This window comes from Mesorhizobium sp. BE184 (assembly GCF_031457045.1).
Lineage (GTDB): Bacteria > Pseudomonadota > Alphaproteobacteria > Rhizobiales > Rhizobiaceae > Mesorhizobium.
Window position 1 is genome coordinate 189,730 of sequence record NZ_JAVDVU010000002.1, and the last position, 19,748, is coordinate 209,477.

Here is a 19,748-nt window from a genome sequence, read left to right on the forward strand (position 1 = left end):
GGTAACCGTGATGAAAAACGTTCCGTCGAAGGATCTCGACCAGTTCCTGCAGGATCTTTTTCATGCGTGCGGATTGTCGAAAGATGCCGCCCGGCGGGTCGCAGCCGCCTTGATCGAGGCTGACCTTTCCGGACGCCCGTCGCATGGCGTCCTGCAAGCCGAGAATTATCTTGCTCGCCTTGCATCGGGCGCCATGTCGACGGCCGAGGTCCCGATCGTCGTCAGTCGTTCGGGCGGCGCCATCGTGCTCGACGCGGGCGATATGGAAGGGCATCTTGCTGCTGAGGAAGCGATCGGCATCGCCATAGAAGCCGCGCGCGAAAATGGCGTCGCGGCGGTCGCCGTGCGACGCGGCCAGCATACTGGTGTTATGGGGCGCTATGTGCGCATCGCCGCGCAAGCCGGTTGCGCGGCGGTCGCCATGGGCAACACAAGGCCGGTCATGCCCGCTCCCGGCGGCATCGAGCGGCTGGTCGGCACCAATCCTTTGGCTGTCGGCATTCCCGCAGCCGAGGGACCGATTGTCCTGGACATGGCGACGAGCGCCGGAACGTACGGCCGCATTCGTCATGCCAAGGCCATCGGAAAACCCATACCCGGTGACTGGGCGCTCGATTCGTCGGGAAACCCGACGACGGATCCGGAAGCCGCCATGGCTGGGTTCCTGCTGCCGATGGCCGGAGCCAAGGGCTTTGCCCTGTCGTTCGTCATCGATCTCATGGCAAGGCTTTTCTCGGGCGGAGACAGCTGGATCTCCAGTCAAGACGCCGCGGGAGCATCCCCTCCACCGTCCTCGTCCTATATCTTCATCGTTCTCGACGTCTCGCGCTTCCGGGATCTCGACGGCTTTCTCGATGAAACGGCGCGGGCAATCGAGAGGGTCAGAACCTCCAGCCGCGCCGAGGGCGTCGACAGGCTGTTCACACCAGGAGAGCGCAGTGCCGAGGCGCTCGCCCACAACGACGGCACGATCGAAATTGCGGAGCCCGTCGCCGACGCGCTTGTCGCGCGCGCGCGCCGCTTGAACGTGGACGTTCCGGAGTTTCTGAAAAACTTGAGCTCGCCGTGAAGGCACGCAACGCGGTGCATTCATGCGTGTTCTCGCGGGACGCATCTTTCCATCAGGGGTTATTCTGCGGACATGAAATCACTCAATGCCGAACTCGCCGCGTGGGCGCATGATTTTTCTCTGGAGCACGCGCCTCAGGACGTCGTCGATGCGCTCAAGCTCCGGCTCCTCGACATACTGGGCGTTGTCATCGCATCGTGGGATCATCCAAGCGTCTCGGCAGCGATCCGCGCGCAGGATGAGGCAGACGGCGGAGGCCACGGCGCCTTTTCTCTCATGGGAAATCGCGAAACCTCTCTGGCAGGCGCTGCATTCATCAACGGCGTCGCCTCGGCCGTCCTCGAATTCGACGATACGCATGTGGCGAGCAACATTCATGTTGCCGGCGTGATAGCATCGCCGGCGCTGGCCATTGCCCAAGCCAACGGCCTGTCCGGGCGGCAACTGCTCGAGGCCATGATCGTCGGATCGGAAATCCTGTGCCGCCTTGGGCTTGTCTCTCCGGTCAGGATGCATGAGTTGGGCCTCCATCCGACGAGCCTCTATGGCGTCTTCGGGGCCACCTATGCGGTTTCGCGGCTGAACGGTCTTTCCGTTCAGCAGACCGTCCACGCGGTGGGGACCGCAGCCAGCCTGTCAGCCGGCTCGATAGCTTCCTTCGAAGACGGCAGCTCGACCAAGACGCTTCACGTCGGATTCGCGGCCGCCGCCGCTATCCGTTCGGCAGCCCTGGCCAGGCAAGGCATTTCCGGACCGAGCGCGGTTTTCGAAGGCCGATTCGGTTGGTTCAGGAGCTATGTGCAGTCCCAGCCTGAATTTCGTTTCGGTCAGGTGACTGACGGACTGGGATCACGATGGGAGGTGCTGAACATCGCCACCAAGCTTTATCCGGTCGCCTATACGCTGATGCCATTCATCCTGGCAGCGCTGACATTGCGCGCGTCCCATCCCCTTGATCTGGATGCGATTGCCGAAATCCGTTGCGAAATCATGCCGCGCTCGTTCCACACGGTTTGCGAGCCTGTCGGCGAAAAGCGACGGCCGGCAACCTCGTGGCACGGACGGATAAGCCTTCAGCATACGGTTGCGGAAGCCCTGGTGCTGGGCCGTTTCGACAAGAACGCCTTTTCGCCGGAGAGCCTGAAGGACCCGCGTATCAACGCTCTGGCCGACAAGGTCGTCCACATCGCCGATCCGATCGCGGCCGCGGACACTTCACGCTCGCGCGGCGTCCTCACCATCGTATTCAATGATGGGAGCACGTTGCAGCACACCGTCGCGGACATGCCCGGTACGGCAAGAAACCCGGCATCGAAGGAAGTCCTCGTCGACAAGTTCCAGGCCAACGTCGCAGGCGTCATCACTGCGTCCGCGGCCGACGATCTCATAGACAAGATCTTGACCATAGACACCGTTTCCGACGTGGGTTCTCTTCTCGCACCGCTGCGATCAATTGCCTCCTGAACCAATGTAGTCCTCCAGAAGAAGGAACACTCGCCCAGGAGTCGCGTGGCAGCAACTTCACCTTCGTTTGCGTCTTGCAGAGCGTTCAGACGCTGCCGTCAGTCTAGCGATTCCTCCAGACCGGCTTTCGCTTTTCAGCGAAAGCTTTAGGCCCTTCGATGAAGTCTTCCGTGTCGCTCAAGGTCGAGTGAATGGGGTAGACCGTCCTGATGGCCTCCTCGAGCGTTGGCTTGTCCAGCGAGGCATGGACGGCCTCCTTGGCAGCCCGCACGGCGACGGGGGCCTGTTCGAGAATTTGCTCCGCCCAGGTCAGCGCCACGTCCAGCGCCTTCGAAACCGGGGCGACTTCGTTGACGAACCCGAGCTTGCGCCCCTCTTCCGCCGTGACCCGGCGTCCCGTCAGGATGATGCCCAGTGCTTCCTTCTGCGGGATAATGCGCGGCAGTCTTTGCACGCCGCCACCGGAAGCGATCATTCCGACCTTGCCCTCCGGCAGTCCGAAATAGGCGTTCTCCGACGCGATGATCAGGTCGCAGGCCAACGCCAGCTCGAAACCGCCGCCGAGCGCAAGACCGTTGACGGCGGCGATGACCGGTTTGGCCAGATCGAAGCGCATGGCAAGGCCGCCGAAGCCGGTATGCGGCCGCGGTCCGCGTTTGCCGGCGGCTTGAGCCTTCAGATCGTTTCCGGCGGAGAAGGCGCGATCGCCAGCGCCCGTCACGATGCCGACCCACAGATCGTCATTGGCGGCGAAATCGTTCCACACCGCTTCAAGTTCGTGGCTGGCTTCCCGGTTGAGCGCGTTCGCCACTTCCGGCCGGTTGATCGTCACGATCCGGATACGGCCTCTGTCCTCGACCTTGCTGTAGAGCAGTCCGTCCATCTCTTAACTCCCTTTTGGCCAGCCCTCAGGCTCCGGCCTCTGCCGGCGACCAGTGAATGAGCGTCATCTCACCGTCTGGCCCGGCGGGCACGAAGCGGCCCTTGAGCGCCATGCCGATTGTCACGGCCGATGGATCGATATCGACCACATTGCCAACGATGCGCACCCGGGGCGCCTGGTCGAGCGTCACGAACCCCACCGTGTAGGGCACGGCCGGGTATCCTTTTGCCGTGGGGCGGCCGACGATCGTGAAAGTATAGAGCGTTCCGCGCGGCTCGACGCGCGTCCATTCGACATCGGTCGATCCGCAGTTCCGGCAGGTGATGCGTGGCGGCCAGCGATGGGCATCGCAACGGCTGCACTTCTGGATCCTCAACTCCCCGGCGCGGGTTCCCTCCCAGAAAGGCGCGAAATTCGGATTGCCAAGGTCCGGGACCGGGACCTGATCAAGTTCAAACATTCTGTCCTCCCAGCACGGCGAAGCTGCCGTCGCCCAGTTGTCCCCAGCCGGTCACGGCGACAAGGCGGGCGTTTTCGACCTGGCGGACGCCGCATTCGCCGCGCAATTGGCGCACGGCCTCGACCACGTGGTTGAGACCCGCCTGGTGCGCCTCCGACAGCATCCCGCCATGCGTGTTGACCGGCAGCTTTCCGCCCAGCCGGATACCGCCGTCGGCGACCAGGGCGGCGCCTTCGCCATGTTTTGCAAAGCCCGCTTCCTCAAGCTGATGCAGCACCTCGAAGGTGAAGCAATCGTAGACCATCGCCGCGTCCATATCCTGCGGCCCCATGCCAAGGTCGTTCCAGACCTGGTTGGCTGCCTGCGTCAGCCCGATGTCCAGAAACGGATCGCGATTGGATGTATCGTCGGGAGAAGCGCCTTGCGCTTCGGCAACCGAAAGGATGCGGATGTCGCGTGCCTCGTTGCGGGCGGAGACGATGACCGCGCTGGCTCCGTCGGTTTCAAGGCAACAGTCGAAAAGCGTGTAGGGATCGGCGATCAGCCGCCCGCCAAGATAGTCGTCCATGGTCAGATCGCGCCCATGCATCTGCGCATTGGGGTTGAGGTTGGCATGGGCGCGGGCGGCAAGCGCGATCTCGCCGAGCGTGCGGCGTTCCAGCCCGTATTCATGCTTGTATCGCTGGCACAGCACCGCATAGCGCTGTGCCGGCGTATTCATGCCGTACACATATTCAAGGTGGCGGCGGAAAGGCTGTCCGGGCAGGAAGGACGGGCGGTCGGCCTTGCGCGCGCCGGAGCTTCCCTTGAGACCGCGGAACAGCAGCACATGATTGGCCGCGCCGCTCAGCACCGCCATCGCGGCGACCCGAAGCGCCGACACAGCGCTGCAGCCACCCATGTCGATCATGACGCGAAAACGCGGGTTCAGACCCAGCTCCGCCTGGATGACGTCGTCACCGATATGCCCCGGATAGGGGATTATCCCGTCGATCTGCTTCGGATCGATGCCCGCGTCGGCAGCCGCCGCCAGCACAGCTTCGATCGCCAGAATCTCTGCCGGGCGGTCGATCTTCTTGCGATATTCGGTATTGCCGACGCCTGTAATACAGGCCTGTTCTGTTCTGCCGAGCACCGGCCGTCCTCCTCGTTTTCTTGCTTGATCAGTGCCAGACGGCACGCGCATCGACGATCGATATATGCCCGCCCGATATCATGACCGGATTGAGATCGACCTCCTGCAGCGCCTCGCCTTTATCCAGCGCCCAACGGGCGAAACTGGCCAGGAACGAAACCAGCGCCTCGCGGTCCGCTGCGGGCTGGCCGCGGTAACCGTCGAGAAGCGTGTTCAATTTTTTGTTCCTCGACAGGAGATCGCGCAGCATGAAAGGGGTCGTCGGCAGCACGGTCGCGGCGACTTCGCCGTGAATTTCCGCGAATGTGCCGCCGAGGCCGACAACCAGAACCAGGCCAAAGGACGGATCGCGCTTGATGCCCACCAGAAGTTCGAGCCCCTGTTCCATTTTCTGGATCAGCACGGAACTGCCGGTCAGCTTCTTGCGCTCGGCGATTTTCCTGAAGGCCTCTACCGCGGCTTCCACTGCCGGCCCGTCGGCCAGGCGTATGGCAACCCCGCCATCGTCGGATTTGTGATTCAGATCGGGCGAGCTGAGCTTTAGCGCCACCGGAAAGCCGATCCGCTCGGCGCGTTTTGCGACCTCGCCTGGATCGAGCGCCTCGACGACATCGAAAGCAGCGCAAGGCAAGCCGGCCTCGCGCAGGTCACCCAGCGCCTCGACAACGGTCCATATCCCCGAAGCGGCAGCCGTTGCCGGCGGCGTGTCTGCCGGAGCGCCGGACAGTATCTCGAGCAGCGCCGCCGCATCCTTGCGGCCTGCCTGGCTTTCGCTGAACTTCGCACACGCCTCCGCGGCGCGCACCGCCAGCGGAAAGTCTGCAAAAGCCGGGACATCGGCGCTGTCGAAGATTTGCTTGACCGCATCCGGCATGCCGACCCAGGCGACGAACAAATCCTGCGTGATGGCCTTGGCTGCCGTGACGATCGCCTCCGCCACGCCCTCTGCGAAGACGCCGCCGGCTCCCATCGAAAGAAAGATGGTGTCGATGCTTTCGTCCTTTGCGATCGCGGTGATCGCGCGGGTCATCTTCTCGGGGTTGCGCCAGGCGCCACCGATATCGGCAGGATTGTGAACCCCGGATTGCCCGGTGGCGTCCGCGATCGCTGCGACCATCGACGACGAAAACTCCGGCATTTCCCAATCAAGCGCGTAGACCTGATCGGCGCTGAGCGAAGCCGCGCCGCCGGAAACCGAGATGACCGCCGCCCGCCGCTTGCGGGGCAGATTGTCGGGCCGCTGCGGGCGCTGCGCCATCGTTCGGGCAATGCTGAAAAACTCGACGAAATTCTCGGTTTCGATGATGCCCGTCTCCCGCGCCACCGCAGCGTAGACCTCACGTGTTCCGGCCACGCGGCCGGTATGAGACTGGACGGCCTCCCTGCCCTTTTCGGACTTGCCCACCTGCAGCATGGTCACCGGTTTGCCGGCCATTCTGGCCGCCAGCGCCGCTCGCCGGAAGGCAACACCATCGCCGATCCCCTCCAGGAACAGCATGATCGACCGGACCTCCGGATCGTCGGCCATCGCCTGCATCAGCTCCTCGACACCGGTCGCGCTTTCGTCGCCGGTGCTGACAAGCCAAGAGAAGCCGACCTTGGAATTGCCGAACCACTGCAGCATGGCCGACAGCGTCGCGCCGCTCTGGGAGAGGCATGCGATGCTGCCTGGCGGGATACGCCCGCCGACCGTGCCTGACGCAAAGCTCCCATTCAGGCTGAGCGTGCCATTCATCAGCCCCATCGAGTTCGGCCCGATGATCCTCATCCCGGACGTTCGGGCGATCTCGGATATCCGCTGGCGGAATAGGCGTCGTTCGGTTTCATTGCCGCCCTCGGCCGTCACCACGACACTCGTCGCCACCCCCAGTTTCGCAGCTTCCTCCAGTGTCGGAAGGACGAATTTGATCGGCGTCACCACGAAAACCGTGTCCGGAGGCGAAGGCAGATCCGAAAGGGACGCATAGACCGGCAGGTTGAGCAGTCTAGTGCCTGCCAGCCTGGGATTGACCGGATAGATCGTCGCTTTAGCGCCGCCCTCGACCAGATTTGCCAGCACCCTGGCGCCGTAATAATTGCCGCCCTCGATGTCGGAAGCTCCGGCGACCGCGATCACCTTGGGAGAAGACAGCGCGGGAGCCGAGCAGGGAGCGGACTTCAAAAGCATTTTCGATGCGAGACCCATAAAGACAACGTTGTCTTGGCATTAATCTGCGAATTTGCGGCTGTCAAGAACAAGCCATCAGCGAGGCGCCGCGCCCAGCGGCTGTGCGGTCCCGGCAATAAGTCCTCCCGAACCGTTGAGCCCGGCGAAGGATTCGCCGATGACCAACGAATGCGGAATGACCGCACCCGGATCGCCGGCGGCTGAGGCATCGTGCGATATGATGAAATCCAGTGCTGCGCTGCCTGCCCGGTCAAAGTTCATCTCGACCGTTGTCAGCCGTGGCGTGCACAGGGTCGCCAGTCGCGTATTGCCAAGCCCCATCACCGAAATCCGCCCGGGAATGTCGATCCCCTCGCCTCGAAGGTAATTTATCGCTCCGAAGGCGATCGCGTCGGACCCGCAGATCAGCGCACTGAAGTCGGGATTGCGGGCCAGCATTTCGGCAGCCCCGAGCGCTCCGGCCTCGGGAGTCGAATCGATGTTGGCGATCGCATAATCGACCATATGCCCCGACAGATAACTGGTCATCGCCTGCATCCGCTGCTTGGTCATGTCGTTGCGGGCCGGGCCGAGCAAAATGCCGATCTTGGTGTGCCCATTCTGGACGATGAATTTTGCCTTGGTTATGCCGATAGCTTCATTATCTGCTGAAAAAACAGGAACTTCTATGTTTCTAGGCATAAGCGAGGCGACAATGGTGCCGGCCCGGTTCAGTTCCTCGACGGTATCCGCAAGGGCCTTTTGATGCGTCCATTGGTCGAACCCGCCGCCGGCGAGGATGACGCCGTCCACCCGATATTCCAGAAGCTTGCGCAGATACTTGATCTCGAGCAGCGGATCGCGCTGCATGTTGCAGACGATGGCAAACGTCGAGTGAGCGGTCTCCGCTCGTTCGGTGACGCTTTCGGCGATGATGCCGTAGTGCGAGTCGAGCATATCGCCGATGACAAGCCCGACCACACCCTGTCTGCCACCGCGCAACCGCCTGGCCACGAGATTGGGAACATAGCCGACGAGCTTTGCCGCCGCACTGACCCTATCCTTCAGTTTCTGATCGACCGGATAGCCGGAATTGCGCATGACACGCGCAGCGGTACTGACGGAGACGCCCGCCGCTTTCGCCACCTCGATCAGGGTCGCGTTCTTTGTGTCCTTGTCGTCTGTCGCTCTGCTCAAGTGACTATCCATGCTGTTGGCGCCGAGGTGTCCGATGCGGCCGAAGCCCGCTGCAGTATGGCCGAACATAGCCTGTTAAAACAGGATAGACAACGTTGTCTTTCTTCGCTAACGTGTTTGAAGAAGCCTGCTGCGATGGCCCGTAGGCAACAAGGGAGACCGCTGCGGGCCCTGCTGCGCCGGTATGCGTCGCTTGCTGCTCAGCCCCGGCAAAATACTGAAAAGTCCATAATACTTGGAGGAGTGAATGGGACAGATAATCCGCACCTTGGCCCTGGCCGCGACCATGGTCGTGTCTTCGGCAGTTTCGATCGGAGCAGCGAGCGCGCAGAGCGCCGACTATCCGAACAAGCCGATCAAATTCATCATTCCCTACGCCCCCGGCGGCGGCACGGACGCCGTGGCCGCGGCCTTCTCCGACAAGCTGGGCCAGAAACTCGGCCAGCCGATCATCAAGGAGAACCATCCCGGCAGCAATTCCGTCATCGGCACGGCCTTGCTGGCTGACTCCGCACCCGACGGTTACACATTCCTCGTCGTCACCGGAGCCTTCGCCAACAACCCGTTTCTTTATGCCAACCTGCCTTACAAGACCGAGTCGCTGACGCCGGTTTCGATTCTGACCTCCTACCCTTTCGTGCTGGGCGTTCGTAGCGACCTACCCTTCAAGGATGTAAAGGAGCTGGTTGACTACGCCAAGGCCAATCCGGGCAAACTGACCGCCGGCACATCCGGCCGCGGCGCCAGCGCCCAGCTGGCCTTGGGCCTCTTCAACGAAAAAGCAGGCATTCAAATTCGCGAGATCCCGTTCAAGGGCGCGGGCGAAAGCCTGAACAATGTGGCGGGCGGCTTCGTCGACATGGTGTTTTCAGGCTACGAGACGGTGCGCCCGTTCGTCGAAAGCGGAAAGATGAAGTTCTTTGCTCATACCGGCACCGAGCCCATGGGTACGGAAAAAATCCCGCCGATTGCCGCGACCGTTCCGGGGTTCGAGTATCAGAACTGGCTTGCGCTGATCGCACCGGCCGGGACCCCGGCTGCGATTACCGACAAGCTGAACGGCGCCCTCACCGAAATATTCGCCGAGCAAGACGTCAAGGACAGGCTCGCAGGCCAGAACATCGAGGCTATCGCCAGCACGTCGGCCGAGGCGAAAGACTACCTGGCAAAGGAGATGGCAACCAGCAAGGCCATCGTCGAAAGCATTGGACTGAAGCCCGAGTGAGCTTTTGAATTATCGATCGGCGTCGAGTGCTTTTTGCACACGACGCCGGTTTGAGCAGGTCGGAGGACGTCAGGTGAGGTCGGTAAGGTGATTTCCAAATTAAACGGACGGGCCGATGTCGAGGCCGGGATACTCTTCACTTTGTTCGGGATCCTTACTGCAGGCTTGTCCTTGCAGTACCGACTGGGCAGCATCGCCACCATGGGCCCGGGGATGTTTCCCCTGATACTGGGGACCATCCTGGCAATCCTCGGCCTGGTGATCCTGACCAAAGGTCTGCTGGCGAGAGGTGAAAAGTCGAAGAGCCTCCCGCTCGGACCCGTGATCATGATCACGGCATCGCTTCTGGTCTTCGCATTCCTGGTGCTGCCGGTGGGTCTGGTCGCGGCTATTCCAGCGCAGGTGGTGATTGCGCTGTGGGCATCGGAACACTTCACCTGGAAACGGGCAGCCGCTTTGAGCGCCGGCCTGCTTGTCTTTTGCTACGTTGTGTTCGTCCATTTCCTCGGCATTGCCGTGCCGATGATCGCGGTTTGATCCGATGGAATTCCTTCACAATCTCGACATTGGTTTCGAGGCGGCTCTCTCGCTGACCAATCTGACCTTCTGCTTCATCGGCGTTCTTGTAGGAACCGCGATCGGAATCCTGCCCGGGCTCGGCCCCTTGGCGACGATTGCCATGCTTTTGCCGCTCACCTACGCGCTCGAGCCGGTTTCCGGCCTGATCATGATTTCCGGCATCTACTACGGCGCCCAATATGGCGGCTCCACCACCGCCATTCTGGTCAATCTGCCCGGCGAATCCTCGGCGGTGGTATCCTGTCTCGACGGGCACCAGATGGCGCGCAATGGACGCGCCGGCTCAGCTCTCGCCATAGCCGCATTGGGATCTTTCTTCGCCGGCACGGTGGCGACACTGCTGATCGCAGCGTTCTCGCCGGTGCTGGCGCAAGTGGCCTTCCTGTTCGGTCCGGTTGAATATTTCGCGATGATGGTGCTCGGACTGACCGCCGCGACGCTGCTTGCACACGGCTCGTTCATCAAGGGCGTGGCGATGGTCCTGACCGGCCTGATCCTCGGTCTTGTCGGAGCCGACGTGAACAGCGGAACCTACCGCTTCACCTTCGGCTCGTTTGCCCTGACGGAGGGCATCGAGTTCGTCGCCGTGGCCATGGGGTTGTTCGCATTCACCGACATCGTCGCCAATATCCGCAACGACCAGGCCCGCGATGTGACCGCGCCCTCGTTCGGCAATCTCTGGATGACCCGCAAGGAATTCATGCAGGCGGCGTTCCCGGTGGTCAGGGGCACGGCGATCGGCTCGGTGCTCGGCCTGCTCCCCGGCGGCGGCGCTATGATTTCGTCCTTCGCGTCCTACGCCGTCGAAAAGCGCGTTTCGAAACGGCCGGAGGAGTTCGGCCACGGCGCCGTGGCGGGTCTGGCCGGACCGGAGGCTGCGAACAATGCCGGCGCCCAGACCTCGTTCATCCCGATGCTGACGCTCGGCATTCCCAGCAACGGCGTGATGGCGCTGATGATCGGTGCGCTGATGGTCCACAACATCGCGCCAGGTCCCTATGTCATGGTTTCGAACCCGGAAATCTTCTGGGGCCTGATCGCCTCCATGTGGATCGGCAACGCGATGCTGGTGGTGCTGAACCTGCCGCTCATTCCGTTGTGGGTGAGGCTGATCCAGGTGCACTACTGGATTCTCTATCCGATCATTCTCACAGTGTGTTGTGTCGGCCTCTTCAGCATCGAGAACCGCGTCCTGCCGATCTATTTCGCCGCGGGATTCACGCTGCTGGGCTGCCTGTTCTGGCGTATGCGCGCCGAAGCGGCGCCGCTGCTTCTGGGCTTTATCCTTGGGCCGCTGATGGAGGAGCACTTCCGCCGCGCGCTGCTGTTGTCGAATGGCGATCTGGCGATTTTCTACCGCAGCCCGCTCTCCGTCGCGATGCTGTCCATCGCGGCGGTGATGTGCCTGATCGTGCTGCTGCCGCAAATCCGCCGTGGCCGCAAGGAGGCCTTTGTCGAGGAGGCCTGATGGCAGCGGCAGAATGTGGCGTGAAACGGTCCGCAATGCGCCCGGCTCAAGAGCCATTCTTTTTCCATCGAAAGGACGGGTATGAGATTCATAAGTTTCGATCACAACGGCCGGCACGGCTTCGGGCTGCTGCGCGGCGACGGCGTCGTCGACCTGACGGGCAAACTGGCGCCGGAGATTGTCACGCTGAAACAGGCAATCGCCGCGGGCCTGCTGGCGCGTGCCGGCGAATGGACGGGCAGGCCGGCGGACCTGCCGCTCGCCGATCTAAGCCTGCTTCCGGTCATTCCCGATCCGGGCAAGATCCTGTGCGTCGGGCTCAATTACGAAGACCACCGGCGCGAGACGAAGCGGCCGGATTCGGAATACCCGACACTCTTCACGCGCTTTGCGGATTCGCAGGTCGGTCACGGACAGCCGCTACTCAAGCCCTCCTTCTCGAGCCGCTTCGACTACGAGGCCGAACTTGCTGTCATCATAGGCGCACCGGCTCACGGAGTATCCGAGGAAGGCGCACTGGATTTCGTGGACGGGTACGCCTGCTACAATGACGGTTCGGTTCGCGACTGGCAGCGCCACACCAGCCAGTTCACGCCGGGCAAGAATTTCCCTGCGACTGGCGGATTTGGACCGGCACTGGTGACGCCGGATGAAATCGGCGACTACCGGCAACTTCCCATCCGGTTGCGCCTCAACGGCACGACCATGCAGGACGCCACGCTTTCGGACCTGATCTTCCCGATCGAAAAGCTCATCGCCTATTGCTCGGCGTTTACGCCGCTGTCGCCCGGCGACGTGATCGTCACCGGCACACCCGGCGGCGTCGGTGACCGCCGCGAGCCACCGGTTTATTTGCAGGATGGCGACCGCGTAGAGGTCGATATCGGCGCGGTCGGCTGCCTTATCAACGGCGTCGCGGTAGTCCGCTGAACAAGGCAGGGCCAGCAGCCCGAACATCGTGATGGCAAGCCAAAATCCCATGGAAACAACGACACTTGGGCGAACCGGACTTCAGGTCAGCGTCGTCGCCTTGGGCGCGGGCGGCCACAGCCGCCTGGGCTTGCGGACCGGCGCCACGGAAGCCCAGGCCGCCGATCTGGTTCGCGCTGCCGTTGATCGCGGGATAACCATCGTCGACACAGCCCCGGTGTACGGCACCGAATCCGCAGTGGGCGCCGGACTGGCGCGACTGAGGGATGGGGTCGTGGTTTCGAGCAAGATACGCCCGACGGTACCGGGGTCTTCCTACGAAAGCAGCGATTTCATCGCGCCCGCCATGGTTCGGGACAGTGTGGAGGCAAGCCTCAAGGCACTGCGCACCGACCGCCTGGATATTCTGCACCTCCATGGGGTGCGCCCGCACCAGTACGAATACTGCCTGAACCACCTCGCGCCGGAAATGCTGCGGCTGCGGGACGAGGGCAAAATCCGCTTCCTCGGCATAACCGAAGGCTTTGGCGTCGATACCGAACGCGAGGTCATGCGGCGCGCCGTCCATGACAGCGTCTGGGACGTGCTTATGATGGGCTACAATTTCGTCAATCCGTCGGCGGCCGAGCTCATCCTGCCCGCCGCCAGATCAAACAGGCTCGGCGTCATGTGCATGTATGCCGTTCGCGGTGCGCTCGCGCACTCCGACAGCCTTAATATCCTTGTGGACAGGCTGATTGAACAGGGAGAAATCGATCCGGAGCAGCTCGACCGCAAGGCTCCGTTCGGCTTCCTGCTAGGCGGTGGCGTCGCCCACTCGCTTACCGAGGCCGCCTATCGGTTTTGCCGGCACACGCCCGGCATTGAGGTTGTCATGACGGGAACCGGAAATCTGACCCACCTGGAGCAGAACATCAAATCGATCTGCGGCAAGCCGCTTCCGGCGTCTGTCGTGCAGCGTCTTGGAGATATCTTCCGTCACGTCCGGACGGCCACCGGCGACCCTGTCTGAAAATCGAGGTCCGCCGCGGAGACGATATCGGGACGGCTGCCGCTCCAGGCGCGAAGAAAGCCATTCATTCAAACGAGACGATGCGCTTCACAAGGCCTATGCGACGATCAACGGAGTGGATATGAGCGAACCTACCAGCGCCGATTTCGCAAGCCTTCTGGAAAGCCGCTACCGGGAAGCGCCATCCTTCGACCTGCCTGCGCTGAACCAGACCATCGAATGTCTGTTGAAGCACCGGTCCGTTCGCGACTTTCTACCCGATGCGCTCCCGGAAGCGACTTTGGAGACGCTTGTCGCCGCGGCACAATCTGCGCCGACATCTTCAAACCTGCAGGCATGGAGCGTGATCGCGGTCACCGATCCGGCCGTGAAGGCCAGGCTCGCAATGCTTGCCGGCAACCAGAAACACATCGAAGCCGCGCCCCTGTTCCTGGTTTTTCTGGCCGACCTGTCGCGGGTGGCCGCCTTCGGCGAGCGCCGTGAGATGAATATGGAGGGCCTGGATTTTCTCGAAAGCCTGCTGCTGGGTGTCATCGACGCCGCGCTGGCGGCCCAGAATGCCCTGGTCGCGGCGGAATCGCTGGGTCTCGGGACCGTCTGCATCGGCGGCATGAGGAACAAGGCGCTCGAGGTGACAACGACGCTTGGCCTTCCCAGCAGATGCTTCGCGATATTCGGCCTGTGCGTTGGCCGACCAAACCCGAACCGCCCGGCCGCCGTCAAACCGCGGCTGCCGCAAAAGGCTGTCCTTCACCGCGACCGCTATGATGCCGGCGGGCAGGATGAAGCCATCGGCGGCTACGAGACCCGGCTTGCCGCTTTCAGGCGGGAGCAGGCATTGGACGCGATCAGCTGGACGACGCAGATAACCAACAGGCTCAAGGACGCCAAAAGCCTGCACGGCCGCGACGTGCTACGGGAATCCTTGCGGCAGATGGGATTTCCTCTGATCTGAATTGCCGATGGAAGCAGATGCCGAAGCGATCTACCAGTTTCCGAATACAGGCAAAGCCGCGTCGGCTTCACAGGTGACGAGTGGCAAGCGTTGGCTAGTGGCGATGGAGGTAATGCGTCCCACGGTGCGGTCGGCAACACTGGTTAGGCAAGCGCAGCCATAGCCGTGGTGGTCACCTGTTGAAACAAACTGCTCGGTATCAAACCCAGGCACACGGTCCATTACGGCCGTCGTGGCCAGATTATCGTCGCCCTGTTTCGCCAGAACCCAGGTCCTGTCGCGATCGACCAGCCACCAGTCACCCGGTGTGAGATTTGCCAACCAGCCGCAGCGACGGCTGGCGCTGCCCGTAGGCTCCGGGCACCGCACCATGGGGAAAGAGCTGCCCATGCCGAAGCCTTCTGGATGCAAGACCAGCAGATCCTCACGCTCGACATATTCGTAGTTGGTCCCTTCTTCGCGAATGCGAATAAGGCTTTCCTCGGATGCGAAGTACACATCGCTGAACCTTCCATCGGGATAGATTACCGATGTCGCCGAAATCACGATAGGTTTGCCGCTCGCGCCGCAAGCCTCGCCGCGATCTACCCACTTGCCCTGCAATCGTTCCGGAACGTCGTCCTTTCCCGCAAGAGCGATCACAGGACTGACGGATACGCAGGCAGCAGCGAGCAGCAAACGAAGGAGCATCGGAACACCTCATGACTTGTCCGCCAGGGACCAGCATCTTGACTGCGAGTGCATCGGCGTCAGCGCTTATGAGACAGAATTCGGCTAATTGAGAGAGGAGGATTTCTGGTTCATCGCAGCCTTTCGAAGGAACGACGATGAAACAGAAAACGGAAGCGACGAAGCCTTCTGCTGAGAAGCTTATCAAAGACATCCGGCGTGTCACGCGCAAGCAGTGGCGAGCAAAGCTGCGGCCGAAGCCAGGGAACCTGATACCCTGCAAGAGGACCTTTGACGTTAAGAGCCGCTACAGTATCAAACACCCCGGTGAAGTAGCCATGCTTTGGAGCGGTGGACTTCGCCAGATTCATGAGCGGCGCCAAACCGGCGTGCTCAAGCCACGTGGGTGCCCTGCTCCGTGTTCCAGTACTGCTGGCGATATCGCGGATCGCCTTTCTGAGGCGGGAACGGCTGGTTGCCATGGTGGGTGCGAATTTGACAGAGCATCAGCAGATTGGCCACGCTCACGCACCGTGAAGGCTCCCTGCTGAAGTCGAATAAGAAGATCCTGTCGCCGGTTGATAGTGATCAATCAGGGCTTCGTAGCAATCGACGATATTGGTCTTATTCCGCGATAGAATGCTACCCGAGTATCAATCGCTGCGTTTGGACCGACCCTGTAAACTCGGTACATCTTGTAGACGTAGCTCAGGCACCGCTCGACCACCCTCCTGACCGATACCGTCGGCGCGCGTTCCCGTCGCTCCAATATCACTGGGAAAGTCATGGGACTCAAGTCCGGCTCAGAAATCAACCAACACGGATTTCGTCCGGCGGTTTTGGTGGTAGGCTTCGCGCCCGAGGTCTTTACCGAGACCAGAGGCTCTCCAGCCTCCGGTTGGAAGAATGTGATCAGGTGAACGGCCATACCGGTTTACCCAAACGGTACCGGCCTCGATCCCGAAGATTTCCCCGATGATCGCGGGTGAACTGGTATCGACGCCAGTAATTATCGTCGGTTCGTAGAGCTTCCTGAATGCGCCATACGGTGACCGCCGCATAGAATTTCGGCCCCCTGTGTATCGCTTGGGAAACAATCGACTCTATGCGGGTCAGTTGCTTTTCCGAAAAGATTGGAGAGTAGTTCGTTCCTTCGCTCCATGCCGGCCCAGTTGCACACCGCGTAGGTGCGTCATTACCGTTGCAACCAGTTCGCCCTGGATGCTGCGGGCCGTGATGATGCGAGAGCCCGCCACTTGTCGTGCTTTTCCACCGTTTGCGGGTCGTTGGACATGTTCGGCCTCATATTCAGCCTCTGTGAGGATAAGCGCCCAGCGACTTGTGTTGAAGGCTGGGTTGGCGTCGATATAGCGCCGAATCCCGCCAGACTTGTAACTCTCGACCGCCGCGGCGATCGATCATAGTCGGGTCCTCAACTTAACCAGGAGCGATCCCATGAATACGCAGCAGAGCTACACCACGAACTTTTCGGTTGATCAGACGCCGGAGGAGGTCTTCACAGCAATCAACAATGTCCGGGGCTGGTGGTCGGAAAACGTCGAGGGTGCGACCGATCAGGTGGGCGTCAGCTACAAATACCGCTTCCGCGACCTGCACCGTTGCGAGATCGAAGTGACGGAACTGGTCGTCGGCAAGAGGGTTGCCTGGCACGTCGCCGAGAATTATTTCAGCTTCACCGACGATGACACCGAGTGGAAGGATACCGATATGGTGTTTGACATCGCCCGGCGCGACGGCAGGACCGAAGTCAGGTTCACCCATGTCGGCCTCCTCCCTGAAAACGAATGTTACGACGCCTGCACCGACGGGTGGCGGACCTACATCAACGGCAGCCTGAAGGCACTGATCGAAACCGGCAAAGGCAATCCCAATATTGGTGAGGCCATCACCGGAAGCGAGCTGACGCTGGCCGGGGCGGAGTAAATTCGCCGACCCTGAAACAGAGCCCGGTCATGACCGTGGCTCTCTTTCGTTCATGAAGCAGCCGGGCGCCGCTCGATCGCTACCAGGTCGGCGGGACAATCCGCTTCAGCAGCGACGGCAGCTTTTCAAACGAGACACGCGCGACAAATGCCTGGAATTTGCGGGTGGCAGTCACGCGCACCGTGTGTTGATCCTGGGGGGAATAACCCAGCTCATCACGCGTATTTTGGATATCCCAGCGAGACCCGGTTATCGCCGACGTGACATTGTACACGCCGTAGCCGGGGCTGGGACGTTCGATCGCCAATCGGAACGCCTGGCACATGTCCCGGTCGCTGAGCCAATGACTCTGCTGCCAGTCGCCGCGTACCATTTGAACGCTGGGGCGATTATTCTGCCGAAGACAGGCCCCCAGCCGTAGAACAACAGTTTCGATTCCGTAGTTCTCGTGGAAGCTGCGCCCGACGCGCTCGCCGAAGGTCTTGGTCGCGCCATAGGCATTCATGGGCGAAGGGGTCGTGTCGCCCCGAATGATGTTGTCGGCAAATCGATATCCGGCCATCGGCCAGACGGAACTGGAAAAAATGACCCTTTTTACGCCCTGCTTCTGGCACGCGCAGTAAAGGTTCAGAAGCCCATCGACATTCGGACCGATGGCGTCACCCCAGGATGCGTAATTTCTGGCGTAGGCAGCCAGATGCACCACGGTGTCGATGCCGCTTAGGTATTTACTCCAGGTTTCCGGCGCATCCGTCAGGTCAGCCTTATGGATCCCGCCGCTGCTCGCCTCCTTGTCGAGCCCGGTGATATTGTATCGTTCGAGCTGTTGCAGGTGACTGTACAGTTTCTGCCCGATGCTGCCGGATATGCCGGTTATCAGGATGTTTTTTGGCGGTTCGCCGTCGCTTTCGAAAGCCATTTTGTTTCACTCCGCCCGAATGACCAGCGGGCCTTTCGAGCCGGCGGTGTAGAACGCGAACCCGGCATTGTCGGGGAAAGCATAGTACGATCGACGAATCGAGAATTCGAGGACGATAGGAAGCGACTTGGTCCAGCCCTCCGCGCTCGGCGAAGCCATCAGCAGTTGCAGCATATTGCCACCTTCATGCTCCAGCATCGCTGCGCAGCTCCCGTCGGTGACGCTGTCGGGCGGCCCCAGCCCCCAGCCGGACAGATGTCTGAGTGTTACCGTTCCGGCCCTATCGAACACAGCGACATAACCAAGTCCGGGATAGGGATCGCCGCCGTCGGGACGGGACAGCGAAACGCGCAAAGCATGGCTGCCAATGAAATCCAGCGCCCCGGCGGGGTAAATGATCTCCACGGCCATGCGGTCGTGGACGAGATGAATGCGGCATCTCAGGTCGATACCGAGTTCATTTTCGATCGGGTTCTCCTGCTCGGGCGCCAGACTTTCCGGTTCGCCGGCGACCGTGAGGAAAGGACCATTTTCAAGGTAGCGCCTTGCCCGGTGCTGCCTGCCTACGTGCCATGCGCCCTTCATGTTTGGAGACAGCAGAATGTCCCAGTTCAAATAGGGAAACTTGGCGGGCGAAGGAAGAGAGACGGGAGCGCCCGTACTCCAGAACGAATCGGCGGAAATCGGTAGCTGAAGGCCGCTATCAGTCACGGCGCTGACGACGTCGCAGATACGCTCCAGACAGTCATAGTCTTCTGCAAGCTTGATTGTCTTTGCCCAAATTTCCTTTGGCAGCAAATTAATGCAGCAATAAATATCCATTATATCTCTTAAACCAAAGAAATCGCTGTGCTCGAGGTCCTTGTATTTATCCATGAAGAAAAGCAGGAGGCCATAGTCGTAATCGGGGCCAAGTGCTTTGAAGCCGTCGAGATCATAAGGCTTGCGCCGCATCAGGATCGCCGTCTGGCCCGATCGTGAAAGATAGCGAACAGAGGTATGAATCTCAATGAACACAGGCACGTCATCCACGGTGCGTCCATAGCCCGCGAGCCCGCGTCTGCTGGTTGTCTGCAGCGGAAAATCCGGGCACTCGGGCGCGTTTCCGTCGTAGAAATATTCAAACCCGTCCTGTTTATATCCGCGGTCGCGCAGCAAGCGATCGACCTGCGCTGCCTGGTGCGGCTCGATCAGGATGTCGATGTCTGAGGCATCTCTCGCATAGCTGTCATTGTACAGCATCGCTGACAGAAACGGCCCTTTGAACGGCGAGCATGGAATCTGCCGCAAGCGAAAAAGATCCAGAATTTCGACCATCTCTGCTGCGAAGATGCGTCCTCGCTGCTTGGCAGATTCAGCATTATATTGAATATCGTTTCTTATACTATTCAATAGATTATAGTTGGCACCCAATTTAGCAAACAAATATGATAAATGATATTTTTGCAGTAATCCGACCAGATTTTTCTGCTCATCTGCAGAAATTTCATTCGAAACGGGCGCGCTCTTTTCCGTTCCGACAAGGACCACAAAATTCTGCAAAGCAGACAGGGCTGACGAAGTCTTGTCGTCGCGCTGGGTAGGGGACGTCTTGCTGACCAAATAGGCATCCATGTGTCATATCCTCCCAAATAGACATTTCGATTTTTGGATGCTTTATCATTTTATATTGTATATTATATTTACCGCCGCA

17 protein-coding genes and 1 pseudogene are annotated in these 19,748 nt (G+C 60.7%); 9 read left to right on the forward strand and 9 right to left on the reverse strand.

Annotated features, from left to right (window positions below):
- The first annotated feature begins 10 nt into the window (after positions 1-10).
- On the forward strand, positions 11-1,069 hold the full coding sequence (locus J2X35_RS09100) for an Ldh family oxidoreductase (protein WP_310184501.1): 1,059 nt from the start codon (positions 11-13) through the stop codon (positions 1,067-1,069).
- A 72-nt stretch (positions 1,070-1,141) separates the two neighbouring features.
- Entirely contained in the window at positions 1,142-2,533 is a 1,392-nt protein-coding gene (locus tag J2X35_RS09105) for an MmgE/PrpD family protein (protein WP_310184502.1), read from the forward strand.
- Between the two features lie 103 nt (positions 2,534-2,636).
- On the opposite strand, the gene J2X35_RS09110 is transcribed toward J2X35_RS09105, so the two are convergent.
- From J2X35_RS09110 to J2X35_RS09130, 5 genes are all read right to left on the reverse strand, one after another.
- Complete coding sequence (locus J2X35_RS09110) at positions 2,637-3,416, reverse strand: enoyl-CoA hydratase-related protein (protein WP_310184503.1); 780 nt, start codon at positions 3,414-3,416, stop codon at positions 2,637-2,639.
- 25 nt (positions 3,417-3,441) lie between these two features.
- Positions 3,442-3,876: an OB-fold domain-containing protein gene (locus J2X35_RS09115; RefSeq protein WP_310184504.1), complete on the reverse strand. Its 435-nt coding sequence runs from the start codon at positions 3,874-3,876 to the stop codon at positions 3,442-3,444.
- The gene (locus J2X35_RS09120) at positions 3,869-5,011 is read right to left on the reverse strand and encodes a thiolase C-terminal domain-containing protein (RefSeq protein ID WP_310184505.1); all 1,143 of its coding nucleotides are present in this window, start codon (positions 5,009-5,011) and stop codon (positions 3,869-3,871) included. The genes J2X35_RS09115 and J2X35_RS09120 overlap by 8 nt, the downstream gene beginning before the upstream one ends.
- Positions 5,012-5,039: 28 nt before the next feature.
- Positions 5,040-7,178, reverse strand: a complete 2,139-nt coding sequence (locus J2X35_RS09125) for an acetate--CoA ligase family protein (RefSeq protein ID WP_310184506.1) — start codon at positions 7,176-7,178, stop codon at positions 5,040-5,042.
- A gap of 75 nt (positions 7,179-7,253) precedes the next feature.
- Positions 7,254-8,354 carry a LacI family DNA-binding transcriptional regulator gene (locus J2X35_RS09130; protein WP_162246436.1) on the reverse strand — a complete coding sequence of 367 codons (1,101 nt, stop codon included), beginning with the start codon at positions 8,352-8,354 and terminating at the stop codon, positions 7,254-7,256.
- A 247-nt stretch (positions 8,355-8,601) separates the two neighbouring features.
- Here J2X35_RS09130 and J2X35_RS09135 point away from each other — a divergent pair, with 247 nt between their 5' ends.
- The 6 genes from J2X35_RS09135 to J2X35_RS09160 all read left to right on the forward strand — a co-directional run bounded on the left by J2X35_RS09135 (position 8,602) and on the right by J2X35_RS09160 (position 14,523).
- Positions 8,602-9,579 (forward strand): tripartite tricarboxylate transporter substrate binding protein, encoded by a 978-nt coding sequence (locus tag J2X35_RS09135; protein WP_056114895.1) that lies wholly within the window; start codon positions 8,602-8,604, stop codon positions 9,577-9,579.
- An 87-nt stretch (positions 9,580-9,666) separates the two neighbouring features.
- Complete coding sequence (locus J2X35_RS09140; RefSeq protein WP_056114892.1) at positions 9,667-10,116, forward strand: tripartite tricarboxylate transporter TctB family protein; 450 nt, start codon at positions 9,667-9,669, stop codon at positions 10,114-10,116.
- A gap of 4 nt (positions 10,117-10,120) precedes the next feature.
- Positions 10,121-11,626, forward strand: a complete 1,506-nt coding sequence (locus J2X35_RS09145; protein ID WP_056114889.1) for a tripartite tricarboxylate transporter permease — start codon at positions 10,121-10,123, stop codon at positions 11,624-11,626.
- An 81-nt stretch (positions 11,627-11,707) separates the two neighbouring features.
- Complete coding sequence (locus tag J2X35_RS09150; RefSeq protein WP_310184511.1) at positions 11,708-12,556, forward strand: fumarylacetoacetate hydrolase family protein; 849 nt, start codon at positions 11,708-11,710, stop codon at positions 12,554-12,556.
- Between the two features lie 49 nt (positions 12,557-12,605).
- Entirely contained in the window at positions 12,606-13,568 is a 963-nt protein-coding gene (locus tag J2X35_RS09155; RefSeq protein WP_310184513.1) for an aldo/keto reductase, read from the forward strand.
- A 121-nt stretch (positions 13,569-13,689) separates the two neighbouring features.
- On the forward strand, positions 13,690-14,523 hold the full coding sequence (locus J2X35_RS09160) for an NADPH-dependent oxidoreductase (RefSeq protein WP_310184514.1): 834 nt from the start codon (positions 13,690-13,692) through the stop codon (positions 14,521-14,523).
- A 30-nt stretch (positions 14,524-14,553) separates the two neighbouring features.
- On the opposite strand, the gene J2X35_RS09165 is transcribed toward J2X35_RS09160, so the two are convergent.
- Together J2X35_RS09165 and J2X35_RS19840 are read right to left on the reverse strand one after the other, a co-directional pair.
- Positions 14,554-15,213 (reverse strand): DUF4087 domain-containing protein, encoded by a 660-nt coding sequence (locus J2X35_RS09165; protein WP_310184516.1) that lies wholly within the window; start codon positions 15,211-15,213, stop codon positions 14,554-14,556.
- A 782-nt stretch (positions 15,214-15,995) separates the two neighbouring features.
- Positions 15,996-16,362: pseudogene (locus J2X35_RS19840) on the reverse strand (aldehyde dehydrogenase family protein); the annotation flags it as partial.
- Between the two features lie 285 nt (positions 16,363-16,647).
- Here J2X35_RS19840 and J2X35_RS09175 point away from each other — a divergent pair.
- Entirely contained in the window at positions 16,648-17,136 is a 489-nt protein-coding gene (locus J2X35_RS09175; RefSeq protein WP_310184518.1) for an SRPBCC domain-containing protein, read from the forward strand.
- Positions 17,137-17,215: 79 nt separating this feature from the next.
- On the opposite strand, the gene J2X35_RS09180 is transcribed toward J2X35_RS09175, so the two are convergent.
- Both J2X35_RS09180 and J2X35_RS09185 read right to left on the reverse strand, forming a co-directional pair.
- Positions 17,216-18,055 (reverse strand): NAD(P)-dependent oxidoreductase, encoded by an 840-nt coding sequence (locus J2X35_RS09180; RefSeq protein ID WP_310184520.1) that lies wholly within the window; start codon positions 18,053-18,055, stop codon positions 17,216-17,218.
- A 6-nt stretch (positions 18,056-18,061) separates the two neighbouring features.
- Positions 18,062-19,669, reverse strand: a complete 1,608-nt coding sequence (locus J2X35_RS09185; protein ID WP_310184522.1) for a nucleotidyltransferase family protein — start codon at positions 19,667-19,669, stop codon at positions 18,062-18,064.
- Positions 19,670-19,748 lie beyond the last annotated feature (79 nt).

Excerpts from the sequence above, each read along its gene's own strand:
- J2X35_RS09125 (WP_310184506.1), bottom strand. The coding sequence starts at position 7,178 with ATGCTTTTGAAGTCCGCTCCCTGCTCGGCTCCCGCGCTGTCTTCTCCC.
- J2X35_RS09100 (WP_310184501.1), top strand. The coding sequence starts at position 11 with ATGAAAAACGTTCCGTCGAAGGATCTCGACCAGTTCCTGCAGGATCTT.
- J2X35_RS09160 (WP_310184514.1), top strand. The coding sequence starts at position 13,690 with ATGAGCGAACCTACCAGCGCCGATTTCGCAAGCCTTCTGGAAAGCCGC.
- J2X35_RS09105 (WP_310184502.1), top strand. The coding sequence starts at position 1,142 with ATGAAATCACTCAATGCCGAACTCGCCGCGTGGGCGCATGATTTTTCT.
- J2X35_RS09145 (WP_056114889.1), top strand. The coding sequence starts at position 10,121 with ATGGAATTCCTTCACAATCTCGACATTGGTTTCGAGGCGGCTCTCTCG.
- J2X35_RS09150 (WP_310184511.1), top strand. The coding sequence starts at position 11,708 with ATGAGATTCATAAGTTTCGATCACAACGGCCGGCACGGCTTCGGGCTG.
- J2X35_RS09165 (WP_310184516.1), bottom strand. The coding sequence starts at position 15,213 with ATGCTCCTTCGTTTGCTGCTCGCTGCTGCCTGCGTATCCGTCAGTCCT.
- J2X35_RS09135 (WP_056114895.1), top strand. The coding sequence starts at position 8,602 with ATGGGACAGATAATCCGCACCTTGGCCCTGGCCGCGACCATGGTCGTG.
- J2X35_RS09115 (WP_310184504.1), bottom strand. The coding sequence starts at position 3,876 with ATGTTTGAACTTGATCAGGTCCCGGTCCCGGACCTTGGCAATCCGAAT.
- J2X35_RS09180 (WP_310184520.1), bottom strand. The coding sequence starts at position 18,055 with ATGGCTTTCGAAAGCGACGGCGAACCGCCAAAAAACATCCTGATAACC.
- J2X35_RS09155 (WP_310184513.1), top strand. The coding sequence starts at position 12,606 with ATGGAAACAACGACACTTGGGCGAACCGGACTTCAGGTCAGCGTCGTC.
- J2X35_RS09185 (WP_310184522.1), bottom strand. The coding sequence starts at position 19,669 with ATGGATGCCTATTTGGTCAGCAAGACGTCCCCTACCCAGCGCGACGAC.
- J2X35_RS09110 (WP_310184503.1), bottom strand. The coding sequence starts at position 3,416 with ATGGACGGACTGCTCTACAGCAAGGTCGAGGACAGAGGCCGTATCCGG.
- J2X35_RS09175 (WP_310184518.1), top strand. The coding sequence starts at position 16,648 with ATGAATACGCAGCAGAGCTACACCACGAACTTTTCGGTTGATCAGACG.